This is a genomic window from Acinetobacter gandensis, assembly GCF_001678755.1.
Taxonomy (GTDB): domain Bacteria; phylum Pseudomonadota; class Gammaproteobacteria; order Pseudomonadales; family Moraxellaceae; genus Acinetobacter; species Acinetobacter gandensis.
Genome location: NZ_LZDS01000023.1, coordinates 253,869 through 275,566, shown reverse-complemented (window position 1 = coordinate 275,566; position 21,698 = coordinate 253,869). Strand labels below are relative to the sequence as shown.

General features: G+C 39.2%; 20 protein-coding genes. 14 read left to right on the top strand and 6 right to left on the bottom strand.

Going from position 1 to position 21,698, the window contains the following annotated elements:
* Positions 1-54 precede the first annotated feature (54 nt).
* Complete coding sequence (locus A9J31_RS08455; protein ID WP_067764067.1) at positions 55-663, bottom strand: DsbA family protein; 609 nt, start codon at positions 661-663, stop codon at positions 55-57.
* Positions 664-1,084: 421 nt separating this feature from the next.
* Here A9J31_RS08455 and ahpF point away from each other — a divergent pair, with 421 nt between their 5' ends.
* Positions 1,085-2,650: an alkyl hydroperoxide reductase subunit F gene (gene ahpF / locus A9J31_RS08450; RefSeq protein ID WP_067764065.1), complete on the top strand. Its 1,566-nt coding sequence runs from the start codon at positions 1,085-1,087 to the stop codon at positions 2,648-2,650.
* Positions 2,651-2,968: 318 nt separating this feature from the next.
* Here the strand turns inward: ahpF and A9J31_RS08445 are convergent, their stop codons facing one another.
* The 3 genes from A9J31_RS08445 to A9J31_RS08435 all read right to left on the bottom strand — a co-directional run bounded on the left by A9J31_RS08445 (position 2,969) and on the right by A9J31_RS08435 (position 5,137).
* Positions 2,969-3,223, bottom strand: a complete 255-nt coding sequence (locus A9J31_RS08445) for a YfhL family 4Fe-4S dicluster ferredoxin (RefSeq protein ID WP_067764062.1) — start codon at positions 3,221-3,223, stop codon at positions 2,969-2,971.
* Between the two features lie 9 nt (positions 3,224-3,232).
* Positions 3,233-4,639: a prephenate-dependent tRNA uridine(34) hydroxylase TrhP gene (gene trhP, locus A9J31_RS08440; protein WP_067764166.1), complete on the bottom strand. Its 1,407-nt coding sequence runs from the start codon at positions 4,637-4,639 to the stop codon at positions 3,233-3,235.
* 81 nt (positions 4,640-4,720) lie between these two features.
* Positions 4,721-5,137: a Cd(II)/Pb(II)-responsive transcriptional regulator gene (locus tag A9J31_RS08435; protein ID WP_067764059.1), complete on the bottom strand. Its 417-nt coding sequence runs from the start codon at positions 5,135-5,137 to the stop codon at positions 4,721-4,723.
* A 62-nt stretch (positions 5,138-5,199) separates the two neighbouring features.
* Here A9J31_RS08435 and A9J31_RS08430 point away from each other — a divergent pair, with 62 nt between their 5' ends.
* The 5 genes from A9J31_RS08430 (at position 5,200) to A9J31_RS08410 (ending at position 11,548) form a co-directional block, all read left to right on the top strand.
* Positions 5,200-5,835 carry a cation efflux transmembrane domain-containing protein gene (locus A9J31_RS08430; RefSeq protein WP_067764056.1) on the top strand — a complete coding sequence of 212 codons (636 nt, stop codon included), beginning with the start codon at positions 5,200-5,202 and terminating at the stop codon, positions 5,833-5,835.
* A gap of 391 nt (positions 5,836-6,226) precedes the next feature.
* Complete coding sequence (locus A9J31_RS08425) at positions 6,227-6,787, top strand: TetR/AcrR family transcriptional regulator (RefSeq protein ID WP_067764164.1); 561 nt, start codon at positions 6,227-6,229, stop codon at positions 6,785-6,787.
* 574 nt (positions 6,788-7,361) lie between these two features.
* The gene (locus A9J31_RS08420) at positions 7,362-10,139 is read left to right on the top strand and encodes a type VI secretion system Vgr family protein (protein ID WP_081410297.1); all 2,778 of its coding nucleotides are present in this window, start codon (positions 7,362-7,364) and stop codon (positions 10,137-10,139) included.
* Positions 10,140-10,931 carry a hypothetical protein gene (locus tag A9J31_RS08415; protein ID WP_067764051.1) on the top strand — a complete coding sequence of 264 codons (792 nt, stop codon included), beginning with the start codon at positions 10,140-10,142 and terminating at the stop codon, positions 10,929-10,931.
* Positions 10,932-10,960: 29 nt separating this feature from the next.
* Complete coding sequence (locus A9J31_RS08410; RefSeq protein ID WP_067764049.1) at positions 10,961-11,548, top strand: hypothetical protein; 588 nt, start codon at positions 10,961-10,963, stop codon at positions 11,546-11,548.
* Between the two features lie 976 nt (positions 11,549-12,524).
* Here A9J31_RS08410 and A9J31_RS08405 read toward each other — a convergent pair.
* Positions 12,525-14,237: an electron transfer flavoprotein-ubiquinone oxidoreductase gene (locus A9J31_RS08405; protein WP_067764047.1), complete on the bottom strand. Its 1,713-nt coding sequence runs from the start codon at positions 14,235-14,237 to the stop codon at positions 12,525-12,527.
* Between the two features lie 194 nt (positions 14,238-14,431).
* On the opposite strand from A9J31_RS08405, the gene A9J31_RS08400 reads away from it, so the two are divergent.
* The 5 genes from A9J31_RS08400 to A9J31_RS08380 all read left to right on the top strand — a co-directional run bounded on the left by A9J31_RS08400 (position 14,432) and on the right by A9J31_RS08380 (position 18,867).
* Entirely contained in the window at positions 14,432-15,040 is a 609-nt protein-coding gene (locus A9J31_RS08400) for a DUF1285 domain-containing protein (protein ID WP_067764044.1), read from the top strand.
* 48 nt (positions 15,041-15,088) lie between these two features.
* Positions 15,089-15,973, top strand: coding sequence for a glutamate racemase (murI, locus tag A9J31_RS08395; protein WP_067764041.1), 885 nt, complete (start codon positions 15,089-15,091; stop codon positions 15,971-15,973).
* Positions 15,974-16,094: 121 nt separating this feature from the next.
* Positions 16,095-17,123, top strand: a complete 1,029-nt coding sequence (locus tag A9J31_RS08390) for a DUF4062 domain-containing protein (protein ID WP_067764038.1) — start codon at positions 16,095-16,097, stop codon at positions 17,121-17,123.
* Between the two features lie 65 nt (positions 17,124-17,188).
* Complete coding sequence (gene hemH / locus A9J31_RS08385) at positions 17,189-18,202, top strand: ferrochelatase (RefSeq protein ID WP_067764035.1); 1,014 nt, start codon at positions 17,189-17,191, stop codon at positions 18,200-18,202.
* Between the two features lie 20 nt (positions 18,203-18,222).
* Entirely contained in the window at positions 18,223-18,867 is a 645-nt protein-coding gene (locus A9J31_RS08380) for an MBL fold metallo-hydrolase (RefSeq protein ID WP_067764032.1), read from the top strand.
* A 98-nt stretch (positions 18,868-18,965) separates the two neighbouring features.
* On the opposite strand, the gene A9J31_RS08375 is transcribed toward A9J31_RS08380, so the two are convergent.
* Positions 18,966-19,151 (bottom strand): DNA gyrase inhibitor YacG, encoded by a 186-nt coding sequence (locus tag A9J31_RS08375; RefSeq protein WP_067764029.1) that lies wholly within the window; start codon positions 19,149-19,151, stop codon positions 18,966-18,968.
* Between the two features lie 84 nt (positions 19,152-19,235).
* Here A9J31_RS08375 and A9J31_RS08370 point away from each other — a divergent pair, with 84 nt between their 5' ends.
* The 3 genes from A9J31_RS08370 (at position 19,236) to A9J31_RS08360 (ending at position 21,625) form a co-directional block, all read left to right on the top strand.
* Positions 19,236-19,886 carry a class I SAM-dependent methyltransferase gene (locus tag A9J31_RS08370; protein ID WP_171256687.1) on the top strand — a complete coding sequence of 217 codons (651 nt, stop codon included), beginning with the start codon at positions 19,236-19,238 and terminating at the stop codon, positions 19,884-19,886.
* Between the two features lie 6 nt (positions 19,887-19,892).
* Positions 19,893-21,098, top strand: coding sequence for a TIGR03862 family flavoprotein (locus A9J31_RS08365; RefSeq protein WP_067764161.1), 1,206 nt, complete (start codon positions 19,893-19,895; stop codon positions 21,096-21,098).
* Between the two features lie 116 nt (positions 21,099-21,214).
* On the top strand, positions 21,215-21,625 hold the full coding sequence (locus A9J31_RS08360) for a GFA family protein (RefSeq protein ID WP_067764024.1): 411 nt from the start codon (positions 21,215-21,217) through the stop codon (positions 21,623-21,625).
* Positions 21,626-21,698: the final 73 nt, after the last annotated feature.

The window sequence follows — 21,698 nt, the reverse complement described above, 5'->3', positions numbered from 1 at the left end:
CAGTATGGGGGCTTTCTTATTACCTTTTATTTACGTGCTCATGCTAGATTTTAATTAACTCGCACGCAGTAACATTTGTCTTAACTCTTGAGTAGAAAATGTTTGGTCATTTATCACACCATCGACAATGTAGTATGGAATAGGGTGCTTACCTAAAGATTTAACATATTTAGTCAATTCGTGTTGGTAATCTGCAATCTCTTTATGTTGAATAGAGCGCAGAACTTTAGTGCCATCTAAGCCAATACCTTCAATAATATCTTTTAAGATTCGAACATCAGCAATGTCTTTACCATGAGCAAAAAGGGCATGGAATAGCGCTTGGGTGAGAGCATATTGGTCGAGTGTATTATCGAGTGCGAGTATGGCTTGGTGCGCAAGCTGACTATTCGGCATACGCTTCATATGTTCAATATTGACAATTATATCTTCGCTATACGCTGCAAATTTGGTCATTTCTAACTTTCGATTTGCTGCGACTGAGCCATATTTTTCTGTTAGATATTTGAGCACATCTAAACCCTGCTCAGGTATTGCAGGCACGATTTGAATTGGCAATAATTCCACACGTGTTGCTGTATGTTCATTCGAGTTTTGCTTCAATTTTTGAAATGCGACATAACTCATGGGATAAACAATATCAAAGACAAATTCAATTTTCATATTTGCGCTCACTGCATACTTTTTGCTGTTTTAATCGATTTTCACAACTGATTCTTTGGTTTTTTGAGGGATAAGTCATTTTTTTATACGGCTATTCACTTCACCTTTCTATCGATTTAATGCGGATTTTCTGAATTGAAACTTAAAACTTTATATGTGTTTTGTAAGGCTATTTGCATTAAAAATATGAAAGGAATTTTCAGCATATAAATAATAAAATGTGGGGCTTATCACATTATTTTCTGTTATTATGCTATGTGTTAATGTTAGAATAATTAGATAGTATTCTGATTTAGAAAGATATTTCTTCTATTGATTAGTAAAACCGATTAATTTTATAAAAACAAACCGTTTCACCTATTTAATGGTTTGTTCTATGATTCTCTCATCAAATAAATTTACTCCTTTGGAGACGTTAGCAATGTTAGATCAAAATACTTCTGCTCAATTAAAAACCTTACTTGAACGCCTTGAAGGCCCGATTGAAATCGTCGCAACTTTAAACGGTACAGACAAGTCTGACAAAATTAAAGAACTGGTAACTGAAGTTGCTGCTTTATCTAACCTTGTTACTGCTCGTTTCGATGGCAACAACAGCCGTGCACCAAGTTTTGGTATTGCAAAAGCAGGTGAAACACCACGTGTATTCTTCGCCGGTCTACCGATGGGCCACGAGTTCACATCTTTGATTCTAGCTTTGCTACAAACTTCAGGTTATGCACCAAAAGTGTCTGATGAAGTTCTTGCTTCTATTAAAGGCTTAGGTCTTAAAGCTGATTTTGATGTATTTGTATCACTCAGTTGCCATAACTGTCCTGACGTAGTTCAAGCACTAAACTTGATCGCAATTTACAACCCTGGCACAACTGCAACCATGATTGATGGTGCTTTCTTCCAAGACGAAGTCGAAGAACGCAAAATCATGGCTGTACCCATGGTATTCCAAGACGGTGAACACATTGGTCAAGGTCGTATGACTTTGGAAGAAATCATTGCTAAATTAGACACCAACTCTGCTGCAAAAGATGCTGAAAAACTCAATGCGAAAGATGCCTTTGATGTGTTGGTGATTGGTGGTGGCCCTGCGGGTAATACCTCAGCAATCTATGCTGCACGTAAAGGGATCAAGACGGGTATCGTGGCTGAACGCATGGGCGGTCAGGTGATGGATACCATGGACATCGAAAACTTTACATCGATTCAAAAAACACAAGGCCCTAAGTTTGCTGCTGAAATGGAAGCACATGTACGTGAGTACGGTGTGGATATCATGAACTTGCAACGTGTATCGAACATTAAAGGTGCTGATGAAACTGCCAACGGTTTAGTTGAAGTGACTTTAGAAAACGGTGCAAAACTTGAATCTAAAACAGTGATTCTTTCTACCGGTGCACGCTGGAGAGAAATGAATGTTCCAGGTGAACAAGAATACCGTACTCGTGGTGTCGCTTACTGCCCACACTGTGATGGTCCATTGTTCAAAGGTAAACGTGTTGCCGTGATTGGCGGTGGTAACTCGGGCGTAGAAGCTGCAATTGACCTTGCTGGTATTGTTGAGCATGTGACTTTGGTTGAGTTTGATACCAAACTTCGTGCTGACCAAGTGCTTCAAGACAAATTAAACAGCTTACCAAACACCACTGTAATCAAAAATGCTTTATCAACAGAAGTGGTGGGTGATGGTTCACAAGTGACTGCTTTGAAATACAAAGACCGTGCAACTGATGAAATCAAAACTGTTGAACTGGCTGGGATTTTCGTACAAATCGGTTTGTTACCAAACACTGATTTCTTAAAAGAAACAGCAGTAGAACTTTCAAACCGCGGAGAGATTGTAATTAACGATCGCAACGAAACCAATGTGAAAGGTGTATTTGCTGCGGGTGACTGTACAACAGTACCTTACAAACAAATCATCATCGCAACAGGTGAAGGCGCGAAAGCATCACTTTCAGCATTCGATTACATTATTCGTTCAGGTCAATAATGAAAGAAAAGGTCAGTGTGTTCCTCATACACACTGACCTAATATTGAGATAAGTTTTTATTATCATTTTTGAATATTGTTGTTCTCAATATTCTCGTTTTACAGGAACTTTGGACGCTAACATCCAAGTTCCTTTTTTTTGTCTGCAAAATAAGAACCAAAATGTCCCCACACATTTTGATCCTATTCGTTGCCCAACTTTTTTTGTTTTACAACCTTATTGTTATACTTTCCCCAAGGTTGTCTTTTTAATATCTGTAATACTGAATGCAATATAAGCCACCAGTATTCAAGCGACTTCATTTGCTATCTCAGCATTTAAGATTTGAACAAATTCAAACCTTTAAATTTTTCCATCAATTGTTCTTGGTTTTCCACGTGATCTGGATGAGGAATAATGCACTCAATTGGACAAACGGAAACACAAGTTTGATGCTCGTAGAAGCCCACACATTCCGTGCAGCGATCTACATCAATTTCATAGACCTTTGTGCCTTCATAAATCGCAACATTTGGGCACTCGGGTAGACACATATCACAGTTGATACATTTATCCGTAATCAACAAAGCCATAATTGCAACTTAAGCCTGATAAGCCAAAGACGATGCAGAAATATCTGCCGTCGAATTCGGTAAGTTTCGAATCAGTAGAGCAAATGCCATATCGACATCGGCAGGAACGGGAATATCGACAATGTGACCAGAGCCTTTGGCATCTTCAATCAAGTTACCTTTTTTGTCTTTAATTTCAGTTAGTGTAAAAGTGATATTGCCGGATGTGGTCATTAGTTCTAAGGAATCGCCAACTACAAAACGGTTTTTAACATCAATTTTAATGTAGTCGCCATTGCGCTCTAAAACTTCGCCACAGAACTGTTGATGATCAAAGCGTGAAGAACCAGTTTCATAGTTTTGATATTCGCTGTGTACATGACGGCGCAAGAAACCTTCGGTATAGCCGCGGTTCGCAAGCCCTTCAAGTTGTGACATCAGTGATGGGTCAAAGGCTTTGCCTGTAAGGGCATCATCAATCGCTTTACGATAAATTTGCGCAGTACGGGCACAGTAGAAGTAGGATTTAGTTCGACCTTCAATTTTTAGAGAATGAATGCCCATTTTCGCTAAACGATCGACATGCTGGACGGCACGTAAATCTTTAGAGTTCATAAAGTAAGTACCATGTTCGTCTTCTTCAGCTGCAAACATGTCTTCTTCATTGCGTTGTAATAAAACCGGCTCGCCAAATTGGTGTTGTTCTAAGGCGTGTTGCTCATCGACATCTTTATTTTCACAGCATTTACTTTCTTTGAATGCGTCCTCAACTTGAGTGACAGGAATTACATCACCAGTTTCGTCTTCTGCTGCATCGTGAATTTTATAGTCCCAACGGCATGCATTGGTACATGCACCTTGGTTCGCATCACGTTTATTCATATAGCCTGAAAGTAAGCAACGACCGGAATAAGCCATGCACAATGCGCCGTGTACGAAAACTTCAATTTCCATATCAGGCACATTCTGCTTAATTTCTTCAATTTCTTCGATGGAAAGTTCACGTGACAAAATGACACGTGTTAGCCCCATATTTTTCCAAAACTTCACCGTAGCCCAGTTCACTGCATTGGCTTGAACAGATAAGTGTATAGCCACTTCAGGGAAGTTCTCACGCACCATCATAATCAAACCAGGGTCTGACATAATCAGGGCATCTGGATTCATGGCAACTACAGGTTCAAGGTCACGAATGAAATTTTTAAGTTTGGAATTATGCGGCTGGATATTGACCACAACATAGAATTTTTTGCCTAAGGCATGGGCTTCAGTAATACCAATTTTTAAATTGTCATGGTCAAAAGCATTATTACGAACACGCAAGCTATAACGTGGCTGACCTGCATAAACCGCATCGGCACCATAGGCAAAAGCATAGCGCATGTTTTTCAGTGAGCCGGCAGGAGAGAGAAGTTCAGTTACGTGTTGAATAGTCATGTCTTTAAAGGCATACAAAAAATACGCCTTTTATTTTAGCTATCTAAAAAAAGGATTCAACCTAGTAAAACAGTTGGGATTTCAAGATGTTCCATTTTCTAGCTGCTTTAAAATTTGGCAGCTATCTACACGAGAATTTTCATTACAGGCGGCACGAAGCTGTTTTAATTGCTTTTTGAAATTTTGTAATTCTTTAATTTTTTCAGAAACTTGAATAATATGCTGATCAATTAATTGATTGACCATTTGACAGCTTTGCGCAGGCTGTTGTTCTAATTCAAGCAGGCTTTTAATTTCATTGAGGGAAATATCGAGGTCACGACAACGTTTAATAAAAATCAGCCGTTTGAGCGTTTCTTCATCATAGTAACGATAATTATTTTCTGCACGAAAACTCGGCTTCAGCAGCTTTTTCTTTTCATAAAACCGAATTGTATCGCTGCTCAGACCAGTTAGTTGAGCCAATTCTTTAATCAAAAAATATTTTGTAGTAGACATACTTGACCTTGGAGTTACTCCATAGTTTTAAATGATCATAATACAAACAGTGGAATTGGAAAATGGCCTGTACTTGTAGTCATGAACCTGCACCGAAAAAGCCAGACAGCAAATTTAGAACAGCTTTGTGGATAGCGCTAGTCATCAACTTTGTGATGTTTTTGGTGGAACTCGTTGGTGGCATGTATGCACATTCTTCTGCGCTCTGGGCAGACGCACTCGACTTTTTTGGTGATGCGGTTAACTATGGTGTATCACTCGCAGTATTAGGTGCAAGTTTATATTGGCGTGCATCGGTTGCTTTTGCAAAAGGTTTAGTCATGGCACTATTTGGCTTCGTTGTCATTGCAAAAGTGATATATGCCTATGTACAAGGCATACCTCCTGAAGCAATCACAATGGGTACAATAGGTATACTAGCCTTAATTGCAAATATTGTTTGCGCAGTATTTTTATATGCATTTCGTGACGGTGATTCAAATATGAAGTCTGTTTGGTTATGCAGTCGCAATGATGTTATCGGTAATGCGGCAGTGATATTTGCAGCAATAGGCGTATTTGGAACAGGAAGTATGCTACCTGATATTATTGTTGCAGTTATTATGGCAGTACTGGGTGTAACTGGCGGCTATCAAGTAATGAAAAAAGCTCAGCAAGAACGAGTGCAAAGTGCTGAACAGAAAACCAGCTGTTCATAGCCATTTAGCAAAAATATTTTATGTCGAGCAATGCACGTTTTTAATCTTTTTATGAGAAATAAGTTTATGAGCCGGCATTTTATTTTTAATAAATTTTACGTATTTTAATCAAGTCATTATATTTGTTTTGACGCTCAAATTATTTTTTATAATTTATAAATATTAATGGTTTAGTTGCTAATTTGATGTGAAAAACAATTTAAATGAACTAGCTTTTAATAATTATATTTTTAGTATTAGATGATTTGGAAAAAAGTGGCTCAGCTGTTTTAAGGTTCATGGTTGGTTTTAAGCTATAATGCACGGCCATAGAGGATGTAAATTCTATACGTACACTGTGCTTATGAGCCAATGGCTTAATTTTTTAAAGTTTGGCACTTCAGGTAAAAAAATGTCAAAGAAACAAGACATCATTCACACTGCACTGAAACTGTTTAACACCTATAGCTATAACTCTATTGGTATTGATCGGATTATCAGTGAATCTGGTGTTGCAAAAATGACGTTTTATAAATATTTCCCATCCAAAGCTAAATTAATTGAAGAATGTCTCGTGACCCGAAATCTTAATTTACAGGAGTCACTTGATGCTGCAATTGCTCAATGTGATCCAAAAGATTATTTATCTCATATTAAAACAATATTTGCTTGGTACGATGCATGGTTTCGATCAGCAGATTTTAATGGATGCATGTTTCAAAAAGCAGTAGAAGAAATTTCAAAGGTTTATCCTTCTTCTTTACAACCTGCAATTGATTATAAAGAATGGTTAAAGTCTAAACTAAGTTATGCACTTCGACGTGTAGGCATACAACAATCAGATCAGCTTGCGGCATTTTTATCGAGTATTTTAGATGGTATGACCATTCAAGCGCAGATTGATCCAAATCAAGTAAATTTGGATGATTATTGGAAACGGGTGTACACACTCATTCAATTAGAATTGGCATGAGCATTACTATGCTTAATTAGAAGGATTGAACGACACTCGAATTTCTTTAGGCTTGATTGAGCAGTGAATAAGTTAAGTTATAACGTGCTTAAAAAATAAAAAAGCGCGGTTATTCTAGGAATAACCGCGCTTTGCTGATAATGGTGTGCTACAAATCATTGACTATGTTAGCGGCAGTGAATGATTTGTATTTTGAACGCTTTAGACGTCTTCTTTTATTTATTTTTACCCTCTGAATGCATCGTGTCATTCGGTTTTTCAGCAAAATAGACAGACCTGTCTGTTTGATCTAGATTATAGGGGATTAAAATTGTAAAACAATATAGTAATGATTTATTTTTAATCATCCTGTTTAAATTAACTTATTATTTTTTATGTGTTATTTAGGGGAGTTAAATTCATTATCTTATTTGTGTAGTTTTTCTAATGAGTTTTTGAATTTTTTGTAACATGCTTGAGACTTCGTTTTACATATCTAAACATCTTTGATGTTTCCTATGATTAAATAAAGTCTATTTTTTGATTAAAATAATGATCTAATTATTTCGTATTATTACAATTTAGAATTTTAATTATGTTAAGCAATATACTTGCTGTATTAGAACAATTTGGCCTATCTGCCCAAAAACGCGCTATTCATGTTCAATTTTCCAATCCTGCTTTGAACGCAGAGATTTTTATTCAACGTATTGATGGGGAGCATGTATTGAATCAAGGCGTGCAAGCGACTTTGATTTGCCTATCCACCAATGCCCTTATTCCATTAAAACAATTTATTGGCGCACAAGTCGCAGTTGATCAAGTGACCGATCAAGGCGAACTCTTTCGTACCACGGGTATTATTACTGAAGCCACCCAAGGGCAGAGTGACGGTTCACTCACGCTATATAAACTTACTTTAGAAGATGCAACGTCGCTATGGCATAAACGCCGCAACAGCCGTGTGTTTATGAACAAATCGGTGCGTGATGTCAGTGAGACTCTGTTTAAAGAATGGCAAAGCAAAAGCCCGCTTTTCGCAGCAAGTCTAACGCTTGATCTAAGCGGTTTAAGTGAGAACTATGATGTTCGACCATTCATTATGCAGTCGAATGAAACAGACTATGATTTTTTAACGCGGCTATGGCGCAGTGAAGGTATCAACTGGTTAATTGATGAAGCGCAGCTGAAAGTGCCACATTCCTCAGCCCCAATTGAAAAACAAAAACTTCGCCTGATCGATGACAATAGCCAATTTCAAGCACTCAGCCGTCGTAGTATCCGCTTTCATCGCTCTAGTGCCACAGAAAAACAAGACAGCATTACCAGCTTGATCAGTGAACGGAGTATTCAACCGACTGCGGTGCATGTGCAACGCTGGCAAGCTGATGGGCTTAGTCAAGAAGAAGGTGCTGGTTCAGTCCAAAGCAAACATCAGCATAGTCAAAGCCATGACAATGCCAGTTTAAGTCTTGAACAAGCATGGCATGTCAGCCCCGCATGGATGCAAGACTTAAAAGGTGAGGATCAAGCGACTAAAGCATCCAACAGCCAAATTGAAAAACTGAATCAGAACTTAACACGCTATAACGAATTACAGTCCAAGCAATTCGCTGCACAATCGACCGTGCGTGATGTTCAAGTTGGCTATTGGTTTGAACTGAATGAACACCCAGAAATTGATCAACACACTGGCGCAGATAAAGAGTTTCTAATTACCGAAAAGAAATTCTATAACCAAAATAACTTACCCAAAGACCTCACCGAACAAGTCAATCAACTGATTGAACAAAGCCAGTGGAAGATTAAACCGATCCATGAACAGGCAGAACGGCAAGCCAATAACTTAATTCTGCAACGACGTAATATTCCTACGGTTCCTGCATATAACCCACTCGAACACCGTCCAAGTACCCATCCGCAACGCGCCAAAGTGGTTGGGCCAAGTGGTGAAGAAATCCATGTCGATGAATGGGGGCGAATTAAAGTTCGCTTCTTATTTACCCGTGGTGATGACCACAGCCATGATGGCGGTGCAGGCAGCAATGACAATGATACGGATTCTGCATGGGTAGATGTGCTTACCCCATGGGCCGGTGAAGGCTATGGCGCACGCTTCTTACCGCGTATTAATGAAATCGTGGTCATCGATTTCTTTGACGGTAATATTGACCGACCATTTGTGGTGGGACGGATACATGAAGCACAGCGCAGTCCGACGCAATTTGATAGTAAAGGTAAACTGCCAGATACCAAAAAACTGGCTGGAATAAAAAGTAAGGAAGTCCAAGGTGAAGGCTATGGACAACTACGCTTTGATGACACGACTGGACAAATCTCGACACAATTACAAAGCACCCATGGTGCAACTCAGCTCAACCTCGGTAACCTCAGTCATCCGAAAGAAACTGCAGAAAGTGAAGGACGAGGCGAAGGCTTTGAACTAAGAACGGATCAATGGGGCGCAGTGCGTGCAGGACAAGGGCTACTTGTCAGTACACACCCACAACAACAAGCAGCGGCAATGCACCTCGATGCTCAAACTGCGAAAGAACAGATTGAAGCCAACTTAAACAGTAGCAAAGCCTTAAGTGAAGTGGCGAAAAATCAACAAACTGACCCACTTGAAGTCTTAGATAATTTAAAAAACTTCCTTGGACAAATCGAAAAAGGAAGTAAAGAAAAAGCCGATGCCTTTAAACAAGCCTTAATGATTTTATCTGCACCAAACTCAATTGCTGTGAGTAGTCAGGAAGATATTCATCTTTCAGCAGATGGGCAGATCAGCCAAAGTGCAGGCGAGAGCATCAACCTCAGCAGTCAAAAATCATTAATTGCCCATGCACAAAGCAAGATCAGTCTATTTGCGGCACAAGAAGGATTACGTGCGTACGCAGGCAAAGGCAAAGTTGAAATCCAAGCTCAAGGTGATGGGGCAGATTTGATTGCACGAAAGGGTATTCAAATTATTTCCACAGAAGATAAAGTTGAAATAAAAGCAAGCAAAAAAATCGTGCTGACCGCTGGTGGTAGCCAGATTGAAATTAGTAGTGCGGGTGTATTGCCTACTACCGCTGGTAAGTTTGAGGTGAAGGCTGGGCAGCATAAGTTTGCGGGGCCTCAACAAGTAAATGTTCCAATTACAACCTTGCCAAATGAACTGAAAAGCTTCAGTCAACAAATTAAGGTCATAGATCATACTCAAAAAATAATGCCAAATGAAAAATATGTGATTGTAAAACCAAATGGAGAATACTTGGCTGGAATAAGTGACATTAACGCAATGACAAAACGTATTTTTACTCAGCAGAAGGAAAAATTAAGAATTTTGGTTGGTCAGGATGCTGAAGATTTTTTAAAGGATAATAATTGAATGAGTCAAATGGTTGATACACAAGAAGGAAAGCCTGAAACTGAAATTAAAATTGATAATTATTCTTTGTTGGTTGGATTTGAAGCAAATTTAGCAGAAACAGCTTTTGTTGAACGCAAAGTAGGTATTTTAAAAAATAAAGTTGAAAAAGTTCAAATTTTGCAAGGGGAGGGTAGTGATTATGGTCATGCTTTCTTTTACATAACCAAAAATAATGTTGTGGAGGCCTTTTTTAGTTTTGGCCCAACAGAAGAGTTGGGGGATATAGAATATAAAAAAGGTGAAGAAGAGATAGACGGAAATGAAAAAATTTATGCAAATGGATACGTAAATAAAAGGCCAAGTACAACTTCTTATTTAATATATGAAGTTGTTCAAATATTTAAAATAAATATCACGGAAAAAAAATTTCATAAAATTAAACAAAAAGTAGCAAAAGTTGAAGCGGCAGTGCTTAAAGGAAAACCTTATAATGTAATTTTGAATGATACCTGTGCTGAAGAAGCAGAAGATATTTTAGATGATGTCATTGATGACTTGCCAAATGGAAAAGGATACATTGAAATTGATGGAAAAATTCCCCCTTTTAGGGTGGTAAATCCATATATGTGGTGTAGTCAATTTTATAAAAAATATGGAGATAATGCTTACATTTATCCTGAATATCCCGAGGATGGTAAAGGTGTCGATTTATTTGATGCTGATGGTGAGCATGATTTCAGTGTATCATCGTGGAAGTTGGAAAATGGTCAACTTGATCCTTTGTTTGAGAATGGCTATTACGAAAATTAATTTCAAATCATACTTGTAAGGGATATGGAATGCGTATTTTTTTACTAGTAATCGTATGGGTAAGTACTAGTTTTTTCGGCTGTTATGCAAATAATAGTGTTAATGATAAGTTGATAAATGGGATAAATGGATTGAATATGAATAATGAATTTATTTCAAAAAATAATATTAATTACCAATTATTAATTGAAAGAATTATTTTTTGTGTAAAAAATGGAGATTTTAATAAATCAGATTTAATGCTTGGTAAGTTAGAAATTTTAGCCCACAAAAATAATAACTTTAAGAAGCAGCAAGGAGTATATTTTAATATTCCGAACTTTCCAGACTTGCAAGTTAATTTAATTAAAAGTGTTGGTGATTCTGAATGGAGTGTTGTTAAATTACATAGTAAAAATGTATTTTATACTAAATTTATCCCAAATTTTAATGACACTTTTTTTGAAAATAATAGTTCTTTAAAGTTTAAGAAAATTGATTTTGACTCAAGATTAAGTAATTATAGGTATATATATTCTTATGATGGATTGTTTGATGTTATATTTATTGTGAAATCTGAACAATATAGAAAACAGAAGCATCCTAATAACTTTCAAGCGTTTGAAATACGAAGGTAGTTGATTTTTTTATAATAATTTAAAATTAACCCGCCTAAGCGGGTTTGTTGTCTCAAGCAAACTCAATATTCTATAGACTAATAAGTTTATTAAATAAAGATATTGGGGTTTAAAGCTATAATTTTAAATTTTTGGTGAAATTAAATTACTTGTTTTAAAAAAATAATACTGAAATATAGGTGTAATATTTGATTGAACTGCAATATTTTAGGTTAGTATAAATTATACTGTGATTGCTAAAACTTGATGGTCTCATAAGCTCCCTTGATCCTGATAATGCATATTTTCAATGTGATACTGTTCAGTATGATCAATATAGAGTTACTAAAATTAGAGAAAGCAGGCTTTTAAAATGAAAAAGAATATACTGGTTTTTATGATGCTCATTAGCTCGCCTGTATATGCTGAAGAAGAAAAAATAGCATATTTATACGAAAAAAATAAACAAGCGATTTTTTAGGGGGTATAATAGGGGATTTTTTCCATTTAATAGTACTGATTTTTCTAAGATAAAAGATCTGACCTTAAAATATAAGTTGGAAAAAATTCATCGAAATCATCAAGAGCCTACATCGTTTAATTTTCTGATTGAAAATAAGGTAATTACAATGTACGGTGGAGGAGATGAAGTTGTAAGTAAGCTTTGTAATATGGAAAATCCTAGAGAAATTAAAATTAATTATTATAAAATTGAAGGATCTAAAAGAATATATTACTACATAGATGAAATTTAAATTTGTATTTAAGCTTAGTGGAATTATTTCTTTTAATTATTTATAAAATATCTAAATCTAGTGGATATAAAATGACACATTGATAATTATTTTAAATAAACTACTTATGAAATGCATTTTTTATAGGGATTAGTTTTTTTGTAATAATATTTATTTAAAGAATGTGATCGTATATTAAAAAATAAACCCGCTGAGTGCGGGTTTATTTTTATCTCAAAAGAGATTACATGTTCGGGTACTAATTACATATTAGGGTAATTAGGACCACCGCCACCCTCAGGTGTTACCCAAGTAATGTTTTGAGAAGGATCTTTGATGTCACACGTTTTACAGTGTACACAGTTGGCCGCGTTAATTTGGAAACGCTTAGAACCGTCATTCTCTTCCATAATTTCATAAACACCAGCAGGGCAATAGCGTTGAGCAGGCTCATCCCATTTTGGTAAGTTCACATTTACAGGAATAGAAGCATCTGTCAGTTTCAAGTGAGCAGGTTGGTTTTCTTCATGTACGGTGTTCGATACGAATACTGAAGACAAACGGTCAAATGTAATTTTACCATCTGGTTTTGGATAATTCGGTTTGAAGTTCGCAGCATCGACAGTTTTTAAAGCGCTGAAGTCGGGCTGTAAGTCATGTAGTGTAAATGGTACTTTAAAGATGTTTTGATCAACAAAGTTGAACGCACCACCCATCCATTGACCAAACTTATGCATAGCAGGGCCGAAGTTACGAGAGTTATATAACTCTTCTTTCAACCAACTGTTGTTGAACTTGTCTGTGTACGCAGTTAACTCTTTAGCGAAGAAGTCTTCACCTTCAGTCACACGTGCAATGGCAAGGTCGCCGCCTTTTTCCACACCCGCAGCAATCGCTTCAAATACAGCTTCACCACAGAGCATGCCTGATTTCATCGCTGTATGAGAGCCTTTGATTTTCGCAAAGTTTAGGAAGCCTGCGTCATCACCAATTAAGCTGCCACCTGGGAAAGTGAATTTAGGTAAAGAGTTGAAGCCACCTTTTACAACCGCACGTGCACCATAAGAAATACGTTTACCACCCTCAAGATATTGCTTGATTAGTGGATGTGTTTTCCAACGCTGCATTTCCATAAATGGATACATGTGTGGATTGGTATATGATAAGTCAACGATCATACCCAACGTCACTTGGTTGTTTTCAGCGTGGTATAACCACCAACCGCCTGAAGAACCTGTTTCACTTAAAGGCCAACCTGCACCGTGCATCACCAGACCTGGCTTGTGTTTAGCAGGGTCGATTTCCCAAAGTTCTTTAATACCAATACCGTAATGTTGCGGATCAGCATCTTTATCTAAGTTGAACTGAGCAATCAGACGTTTACCCAAGTGACCACGACAGCCTTCAGCAAATAATGTGTATTTCGCATGAAGTTCATAGCCAGGGGTAAAGTTGTGCGTTGGTTCGCCATCTTTACCAATACCCATGTCGCCAGTCTGAATACCTTTCACAGTCCCGTCTTCATGGTAAAGAATTTCAGACGCTGCAAAGCCTGGGAAAATAGACACTTCTAATTCTTCAGCTTTAGCACCTAACCAGCGAACCACGTTACCTAACGAAATAACATAGTTACCATCGTTATGCATGGTTTTTGGTACCATCCAATGCGGTGCTTCTTGTGATTTTTCATCAGATAATAAGAAGAAGGTTTTATCTTCAGTTACAGGCACATTTAAAGGCGCACCTTGTTCTTTCCAGTCTGGGAACAATTCATTCATTGCGCGAGGTTCTAGCACAGCACCGGATAGAATGTGCGCACCAACTTCGGAGCCCTTTTCCACGACACAAACGGACAGATCGTTTAGGTTATTTTCAATTGCAAGTTGACGAATTTTAATCGCAGCAGATAGGCCGGCAGGACCTGCACCGACGATAACTACGTCAAACTCCATCGATTCACGTTCGATGTGTTCCATGTAGGACTCCTCATATTTCGGAAGGTGGCATCCATTTAACTCATTTAAATGGTGCTGCCATGAGTGTTCTTAATGCCCAGACACAATTTTTCTATCGTGTCTTGAATATTGTGGGCTAGTATAGTTTTAAACCGAGTTCTAGCCAATTGGCTGAATCATATTATTTTTCCGTCACTAAGGTATTTATTAGGCGGATGAAGCAGCAATTGATCGGAAACCCGACGAAAAAAGTCATTAATAGGGATGATAGAAATTTAATGAACATTGCACAATACTTAAAAGATGGACAGTCCGGTCACAAAAGGTCAATCCCACCATTAGATCAATGGCATCCAAAGCATTGTGGTGCAATGGATCTGAAGGTTTTAGCCAATGGAGAATGGTGGCACGATGGTCAATTGATCAAACGCCAAGCGCTTATTGACTTGTTTTCGACAGTACTATGGAAAGAAGACAGCAAGTTCTATTTAAAGACCCCAGTCGAGCAGATTGAAATACAGGTAGAAGATGAGCCTTTATTTGTTAATCAAGTCGATATGCTTGAGCTAGAAAATAAGCGCTATATCCAGTTTACGACCACGACACAAGATGTGGTTGTTGTGGATGATGAACATCCTATTTTTATGCGTGAATATCAAGGTGAATTGCGCCCTTATGTACATGTGCGTTTTGGAATTAATGCACTGATCCAGCGTGCCGCATTCTTTCATTTGGTTGAGATGGGTGAACTGCTTGAAAATGAAAAAGGTGAATCCATTTTAGTGTTACAAAGTGGTGATTTGAGCTTGCAATTAGGCACCTGAGGTTTAAGCTTTCCACCTTGTCATTCTGAACAACATATAAGTGATCCTATGACCGCCATTCACCCCATTTACCCACTGGATGTACCCATGCCGAAAGCTGGCGCAGATGCACCGATCGGTTTATTTGATTCGGGGATTGGTGGCTTATCTGTGGCCTTGGAAATTGCGCGTTATTTGCCGAATGAACGTATTGTGTATTATGCCGATACTGCACATGTACCCTATGGGCCACGTGATGATCAAAATATACGTGAGTTGACTGCACATGCCATAGAGTGGTTATACCGCCAAGGCTGTAAAGTCGCTGTCGTGGCATGTAACACGGCATCTGCTTTTAGTTTGGATTATTTGCGTGAACATTATGGGGAGAACTTCCCCATTATTGGTTTAGTTCCTGCGTTAAAGCCTGCCGTTCTGCAAACAAAAAGTAAAACAGTGGCTGTTCTTGCAACACCTGCGACATTTCGTGGAAAGTTGATTAAAGATGTGATGCATCGTTTTGCTGAGCCGGCAGGGGTCAATGTTCTGACTGTTACCAGTTTGGAATTAGTACCCTTTGTAGAAGCAGGCGCGCAGATGAGTGAGGCTTGTCTTAACACATTAACTGAGGTTTTACAGCCAGTTGTAAATCAAGGTGCAGATTTTTTAGTGCTTGGATGTACACATTACCCCTTCCTAAAATCGGCAATTCAGTATATTTTTGGTCAGAAGCTGACATTAATTGACTCAGGTTTTGCAGTTGCACGACAAACAGCCCGAATTTTGATTAAAAATGAGTTATTATTTGATCAGAAACGAGAAAATTGTTTGCGTATAGAATGCTATGTCAGTGGCAATAATGCGGAAAATTTAAAACCGGTTGTGGCGCGCCTGATTCAAGATGATATTTCTTGGAACATTGCCAACATCGGACTTATAAGTTCAGAAGACTAAATCAGTCATTTTGGACAACGTTAAATGAAAAAATTAGTTTTATATTGGGGTAGTCATGTCGCATTTTCCAGCTAAGATCAATTCGATGCTGAGTGCGTTATGCAGCGGGAGAGGATCACTAATGCTCGATAAGCGTTATCAAGTATTCATTTCCACATCTGGTAGCGAAATGCAGCCAGAACGGATTATTTTGGCTCAGACGCTTGTGGGAATGGGGTTTTTCTCATGGGGGCTAGAACAACGCACACCATTGAGCACTGCTTTTGCACGTCGTCAAATTGACGATTGTGACTATGTGATGATTTTATTGGGCAGTCAATACGGTGAGCAGTCTGTGTCTGGTGTGGGCTATATGCACCTTGAATACATCTATGCGGTGACCAAGCAAAAACCTGTCATTGTGTTTATGCATGATGATCCAGATTCACGTGATGATGCGTTACATGATGCTAAACCTGAACTTCGTGAAAAATTTAAAGAATTTAGAAAACTATTACAAAATGAAGTCGATCAAGTTTTTACCTATCGTAGTTTGCGTGATTTAGAAATGGCAGTTCGATTGAACATGCCACAAATGCTAGAACGCTATCCTGTTACAGGTTGGGTACGCCCACAGAATACTCAAGCTTTACATGATGAAATTGATCGTTTAAAAGCCCAGTTAGTTCAACTCGAAACAGAGTCTGGAAAACGCGAAGTTGATCCGTTCTTATCTTTACCAAAAGTGTCGATGCATGAACTATTTTCATTTGAATACCGCATGCACGCTTATCAAGATGGTAATTTCAAAGAATTAAAAGTACAGAAGAAAATGACGTGGGCGCAGCTTTTGTCGATTTTAGGCGCAACCTTTGTTAATCCAACCCCTGAAGAATTCTTCTCTAAACGTATGAATGAGTTTTTGAATGAAACAGGTTTGGATGATGCACGTATTGAGATGCCACGTGCACATGCGGTTGCGCGGGCACAAGTGAATATTCGCGCTTTACACAGCATTAAAAGCCAGATGCGGCAGAATGACTGGATTGTGCCCAATGGCCGAGATGACCGTCAGCGGATGTTGTGGCAAGTGACCAGTAAAGGTCAAAAATTGTTAGAAAGTAATTTGCTAGATAATGATCGAGTTTTTCAATTTAAATCTGCATATTAATCTATTTTATTAAATAGATAAAAAGCTGCTACATTAGCGTCATTCAAATTGATGGAAAAAGCGTAATGTTGCCTGCCGAGAAAGCTAAAGTCACCATTATTCTGGCGAATCTAGGTACGCCTGATGCGCCAACTGTGCCCGCAGTGCGTCGTTTTCTGCAACAGTTTTTGTCGGATCAGCGGGTGATTGAAATCCCGAAACCGATTTGGCAAATCATTCTACGTTTGTTTATTTTGCCATTTCGCCCTAAACGTGTTGCACATGCTTATGACATGGTTTGGGGTAATGATTCGCCCATGCGTGAAATTTTATTTGAGCAAGTTGCCGCAGTAAAACAGCATCTCACAGCAAAATATCCAGAATTTGAACTGAATGTGATTCCGGCCATGACTTATGGTAATCCAGGGATTTCTGCCGCTTTAGCGCAATTGGCTGAGCAGCCTCAAGACCATATTCTATTATTTCCGTTGTTTCCACAGTATTCAGCAACATCTACGGCACCTTTATACGATGCCATTGCTAAATGGATTCCACAGCAGCGTAATTTGCCGGGTCTGAGCATTATTCGTGATTATTACCAGCATCCTGTGTTTATACATGCCTTGGCGCAAAGTGTGCGTGATTATCAAGCTGAACATGGTGTACCAGATAAATTATTGATGTCATTCCACGGTATTCCACAGCCTTATGCCGATAAGGGTGATCCCTATGCAGATCGTTGCCGTGTGACGGGTCATTTGGTTGCACAAGCTTTGGGTTTAACTGCTGAACAGTATGAGATTAGTTTCCAATCGCGTTTTGGTAAGCAAGAGTGGGTGAAGCCTTATACCGATGCCACCTTAGAAGCATGGGGGCAACAAGGTATCCAATCGGTTCAAGTGATGAGCCCCGCATTTTCAGCAGATTGTTTAGAGACCTTAGAAGAACTCGCATTGCAAAATGCAGAAATTTTCCAAAATGCGGGTGGTGGCCATTATGGTTATATCCCTGCATTGAACTCACGTGAGGATCATGTTGGATTGCTCAATTTGTTACTTCAAGCTAATCTTGATGCCTTAAAGCAAACATTAGCCCATTAACGCCTTGAGGTTGTCGCCCTATGTTGCAAGTTAAAATCGTTCCCGTCACGGCATTTCAACAAAACTGTTCCATTGTTTGGGATTCCGAAACCAAAGAAGCCATTTTAATTGATGCGGGTGGGGAAGCTGAAAAGCTGATAGCGGAAGTTGAGGCTTTGGGCTTAACAGTAAAAGCATTGTGGCTGACGCATGGGCATTTAGATCATGCAGGTGCAGTGGGTGCATTAACCGAAGCGTGGAATGTCCCTGTGATTGGTCCACACAAAGAGGATGCTTTTTGGCTCGACATGATTCAAGACGTATCAGCCAAATATGGCTTTCCGATTCCTGAAAATGTCAATGTGACCCAGTGGTTAGAAGGTGGCGAAACACTGAAGTTGGGCGAAGAAGAGTTTGAAGTGCGTTTTGCACCAGGGCATACCCCAGGCCACGTCATGTTCTATAACGCTAAATATGGTGTGTTATGGACGGGTGATGTGTTATTTAAAGGTTCTATCGGCCGTACTGACTTTCCGCGTGGCAATCATCAGCAGTTGTTAGACTCGATTCAACGCGAATGCTTTAGTTTACCTGACGATACTCAGTTTATTTCTGGGCATGGGCCAATGAGTACCATTGGTTATGAAAAGCAGCACAATCCTTTTGTTGCGGGTAAAGCTGGTTAACCAATATGCTTTAACTGGATTCGATAAAATAAAAAAGGTCTACTGCGGTAGACCTTTTTCTTGGATATTTTTCACATTTAAATCTGATCTAAGCATATTTAGAACTGATCTTCCTCACGGCCACCATCAGCTTGAGGCGCATCTTGGGTTGGCAGGCGATATTCGTCATTGGCCCAAGCACCAAGATCAATCAATTTGCAGCGATCTGAGCAGAATGGGCGGTATTCATTGTCTTCCCATGTGGTGAGTTTGCCACAACGAGGGCAGTTCATGGTGGTTGGCATGGGGCAACTCCAGCGAAAATGGATGATTCAATTAGGCAAAAACAGTCGCAGTTGTTAGACTTATGCGGTTCTGTTTAGTTTGATCTGTTTATGCCTATTCGTCAATTTCAAGCGCAGCGTATGCATGCTCCCCGTGATTTTCAATCCATTCAGCCAACTCCAATTTGTGTGGAAATTGGTGCAGGCAAAGGAAAGCACGCCTTATTATTCACTGCACAACATCCTGAGTTTCAGTTAATAGCAGTAGAGCGCACCCGTGAAAAATTTGTGGCGATGCAAAAACAGCATCAAATTGAAGGGCAGCAAAATCTTAGCCCTGTACATGCAGATGCGATTCCTTGGGTGGTGCATGCCTTGCATCCTGCCCAAGTACAACATTTTTTTATTCTGTACCCGAATCCAGAACCGCATAATCCTGCACAGCGTTGGTTAAATATGCCATTCTTTGAGTTTTTATTGTCACGTTTGCAGCCGGGTGGTCAAATTACCTTGGCGAGTAATATTCCTGAATATATTGAAGAAGCGCAGCAGCAATTGATTGATGTATGGAAACTGCCATTCGTTAAGGAAAAAATTGCAGCCACTTCAGCACGCACGCATTTTGAAATTAAGTATTTGGAACGTGGTGAGTTGTGTCAGCAGTTAATCATTACCAAACCGGCTGACTATGTAACACGTTTTGATGATTTTCAGCCTTTACAGGGACAAAATCCTGTCAAAGAACAGGCGGAATAATTGGGCATGACTCAGCGTATTGCAATTATTGGTGCAGGTCCGGCAGGCTTGATGGCGGCTGAAGTCTTAAGTCAGTATGACTATGAGATACATGTTTATGAGCAAAAGCCTTCAGCGGCGCGTAAATTTCTCATGGCAGGTAAAACGGGGTTAAATATTTCCCATGCCGAACCTATAGAACAATTTGTGCAGCGTTATGATCAAGTCGATTGGCTCAGTCCATGGGTGAAACAATGGGATGCGCAGTGGATTCAAAGCTGGATGAAAAGTCTGGGGATTGAAACCTACATTGGTTCATCGGGTCGCGTATTTCCGATTGAGATGAAAGCAGCCCCTTTACTGAGAGCATGGTTGAAGCGCTTGACCGCACAGGGTATTAAATTTCATTATCGTCATCAAATTTTAGACTTGCAGAATAATCAACTACGCATTCAAAATTTACTTGAAGGTCATGCAGTACAGACTGAAAAATTTGATGCGATTGTGATGGCTTGTGGCGCCGTGTCATGGTCGCAATTAGGTAGTGATGGTGCGTGGCAAAAATGGTTAAGTAAGGATGAGATTGAGCCATTCCAAGCGAGCAATGCCGGTGTGGAATATCCATGGTCTGCATTTATGCAGCCTGTTTTTGGGCAGCCATTAAAGCGTGTTCATGCTTGGGTTGGAGACGCTGCCGCGACCCAAGGCGATATTGTGATTTCACATTATGGTTTGGAAAGTGGTTTAATCTATAAGCAAGGTCGAGCGCTACGTCAATGCTTCCGAGATGCGCTGCCGATGCAGTTGTCACTGGATTTGCTGCCAGACCAAAGTATTGAGCAACTGGCAAAAAAATTACAGCCTTCTAAAAAGCAGTCGTTGAGTAACGTCTGGCGTAAAGCGGGCTTAGATGCTACTAAATCAGCTGTAGTTCGCGAGTTGGTGCCGAAAAATCTTTGGAATGATCCAATGGCTTTGGCACAAAAGATTAAGCATTTAACGCTCGCGCTAACAGGTTTTCGACCAATTGAAGAAGCGATTAGTTGTGCTGGCGGTGTGAAACGTGATGCTTTAAGTACGCAATTACAATTAAAGACCAATCCGCATGTATTTCTCTGTGGGGAAATGTTGGATTGGGATGCGCCCACAGGTGGATATTTACTTACGGCATGCTTTGCAACGGGTCGTGCCGTAGGGCAAGGTGTACATCAGTATTTAGCTCATTCAGTTTAGGATTGTTCAACTGGATTGGGTTTAATTGTTTTGCCTAAGGCATCCATAAATTGTCACAAATGCGTCGGAGCAGTGTGCTATGTTGATGCTTCCCTTAAGCAAATGACATCAAAATAATGCGCATAGAACAACAATATACGGGCAGCTGTTTATGTGGTGCGGTCTGTTATGAAATCAATGGGCCCATTGGTGAAATTGTAGAATGTCACTGTTCACGTTGTCGTAAAGCCAATGGAACAGCCTATGCAACCAATGCTCCAATAGCCAAAGCAGATTTCAAAATTGTGTCGGGTGAACAGGTATTGAAAAAGTTTCAATCTTCACCAACCACACAGCGTTGTTTTTGTGGGGAATGTGGTTCACCTATTATGAGTATTAAAGCCGATAACCCGGATTACTATCGCTTACGTATAGGAACATTGGATACACCCATACAGCAAGTACCAGTCTGCCATATATTCGTCAGCTCAAAAGCAGAATGGGACAGTATTCATGATGATTTACCGCAATATGCAGAGCGTCCTTAATTTTTTGCGTTGTATTTCTAAATAAAAAGGGTTCACGTGGAACCCTTTTTATTTAAGTCATTTTTAGACTTTT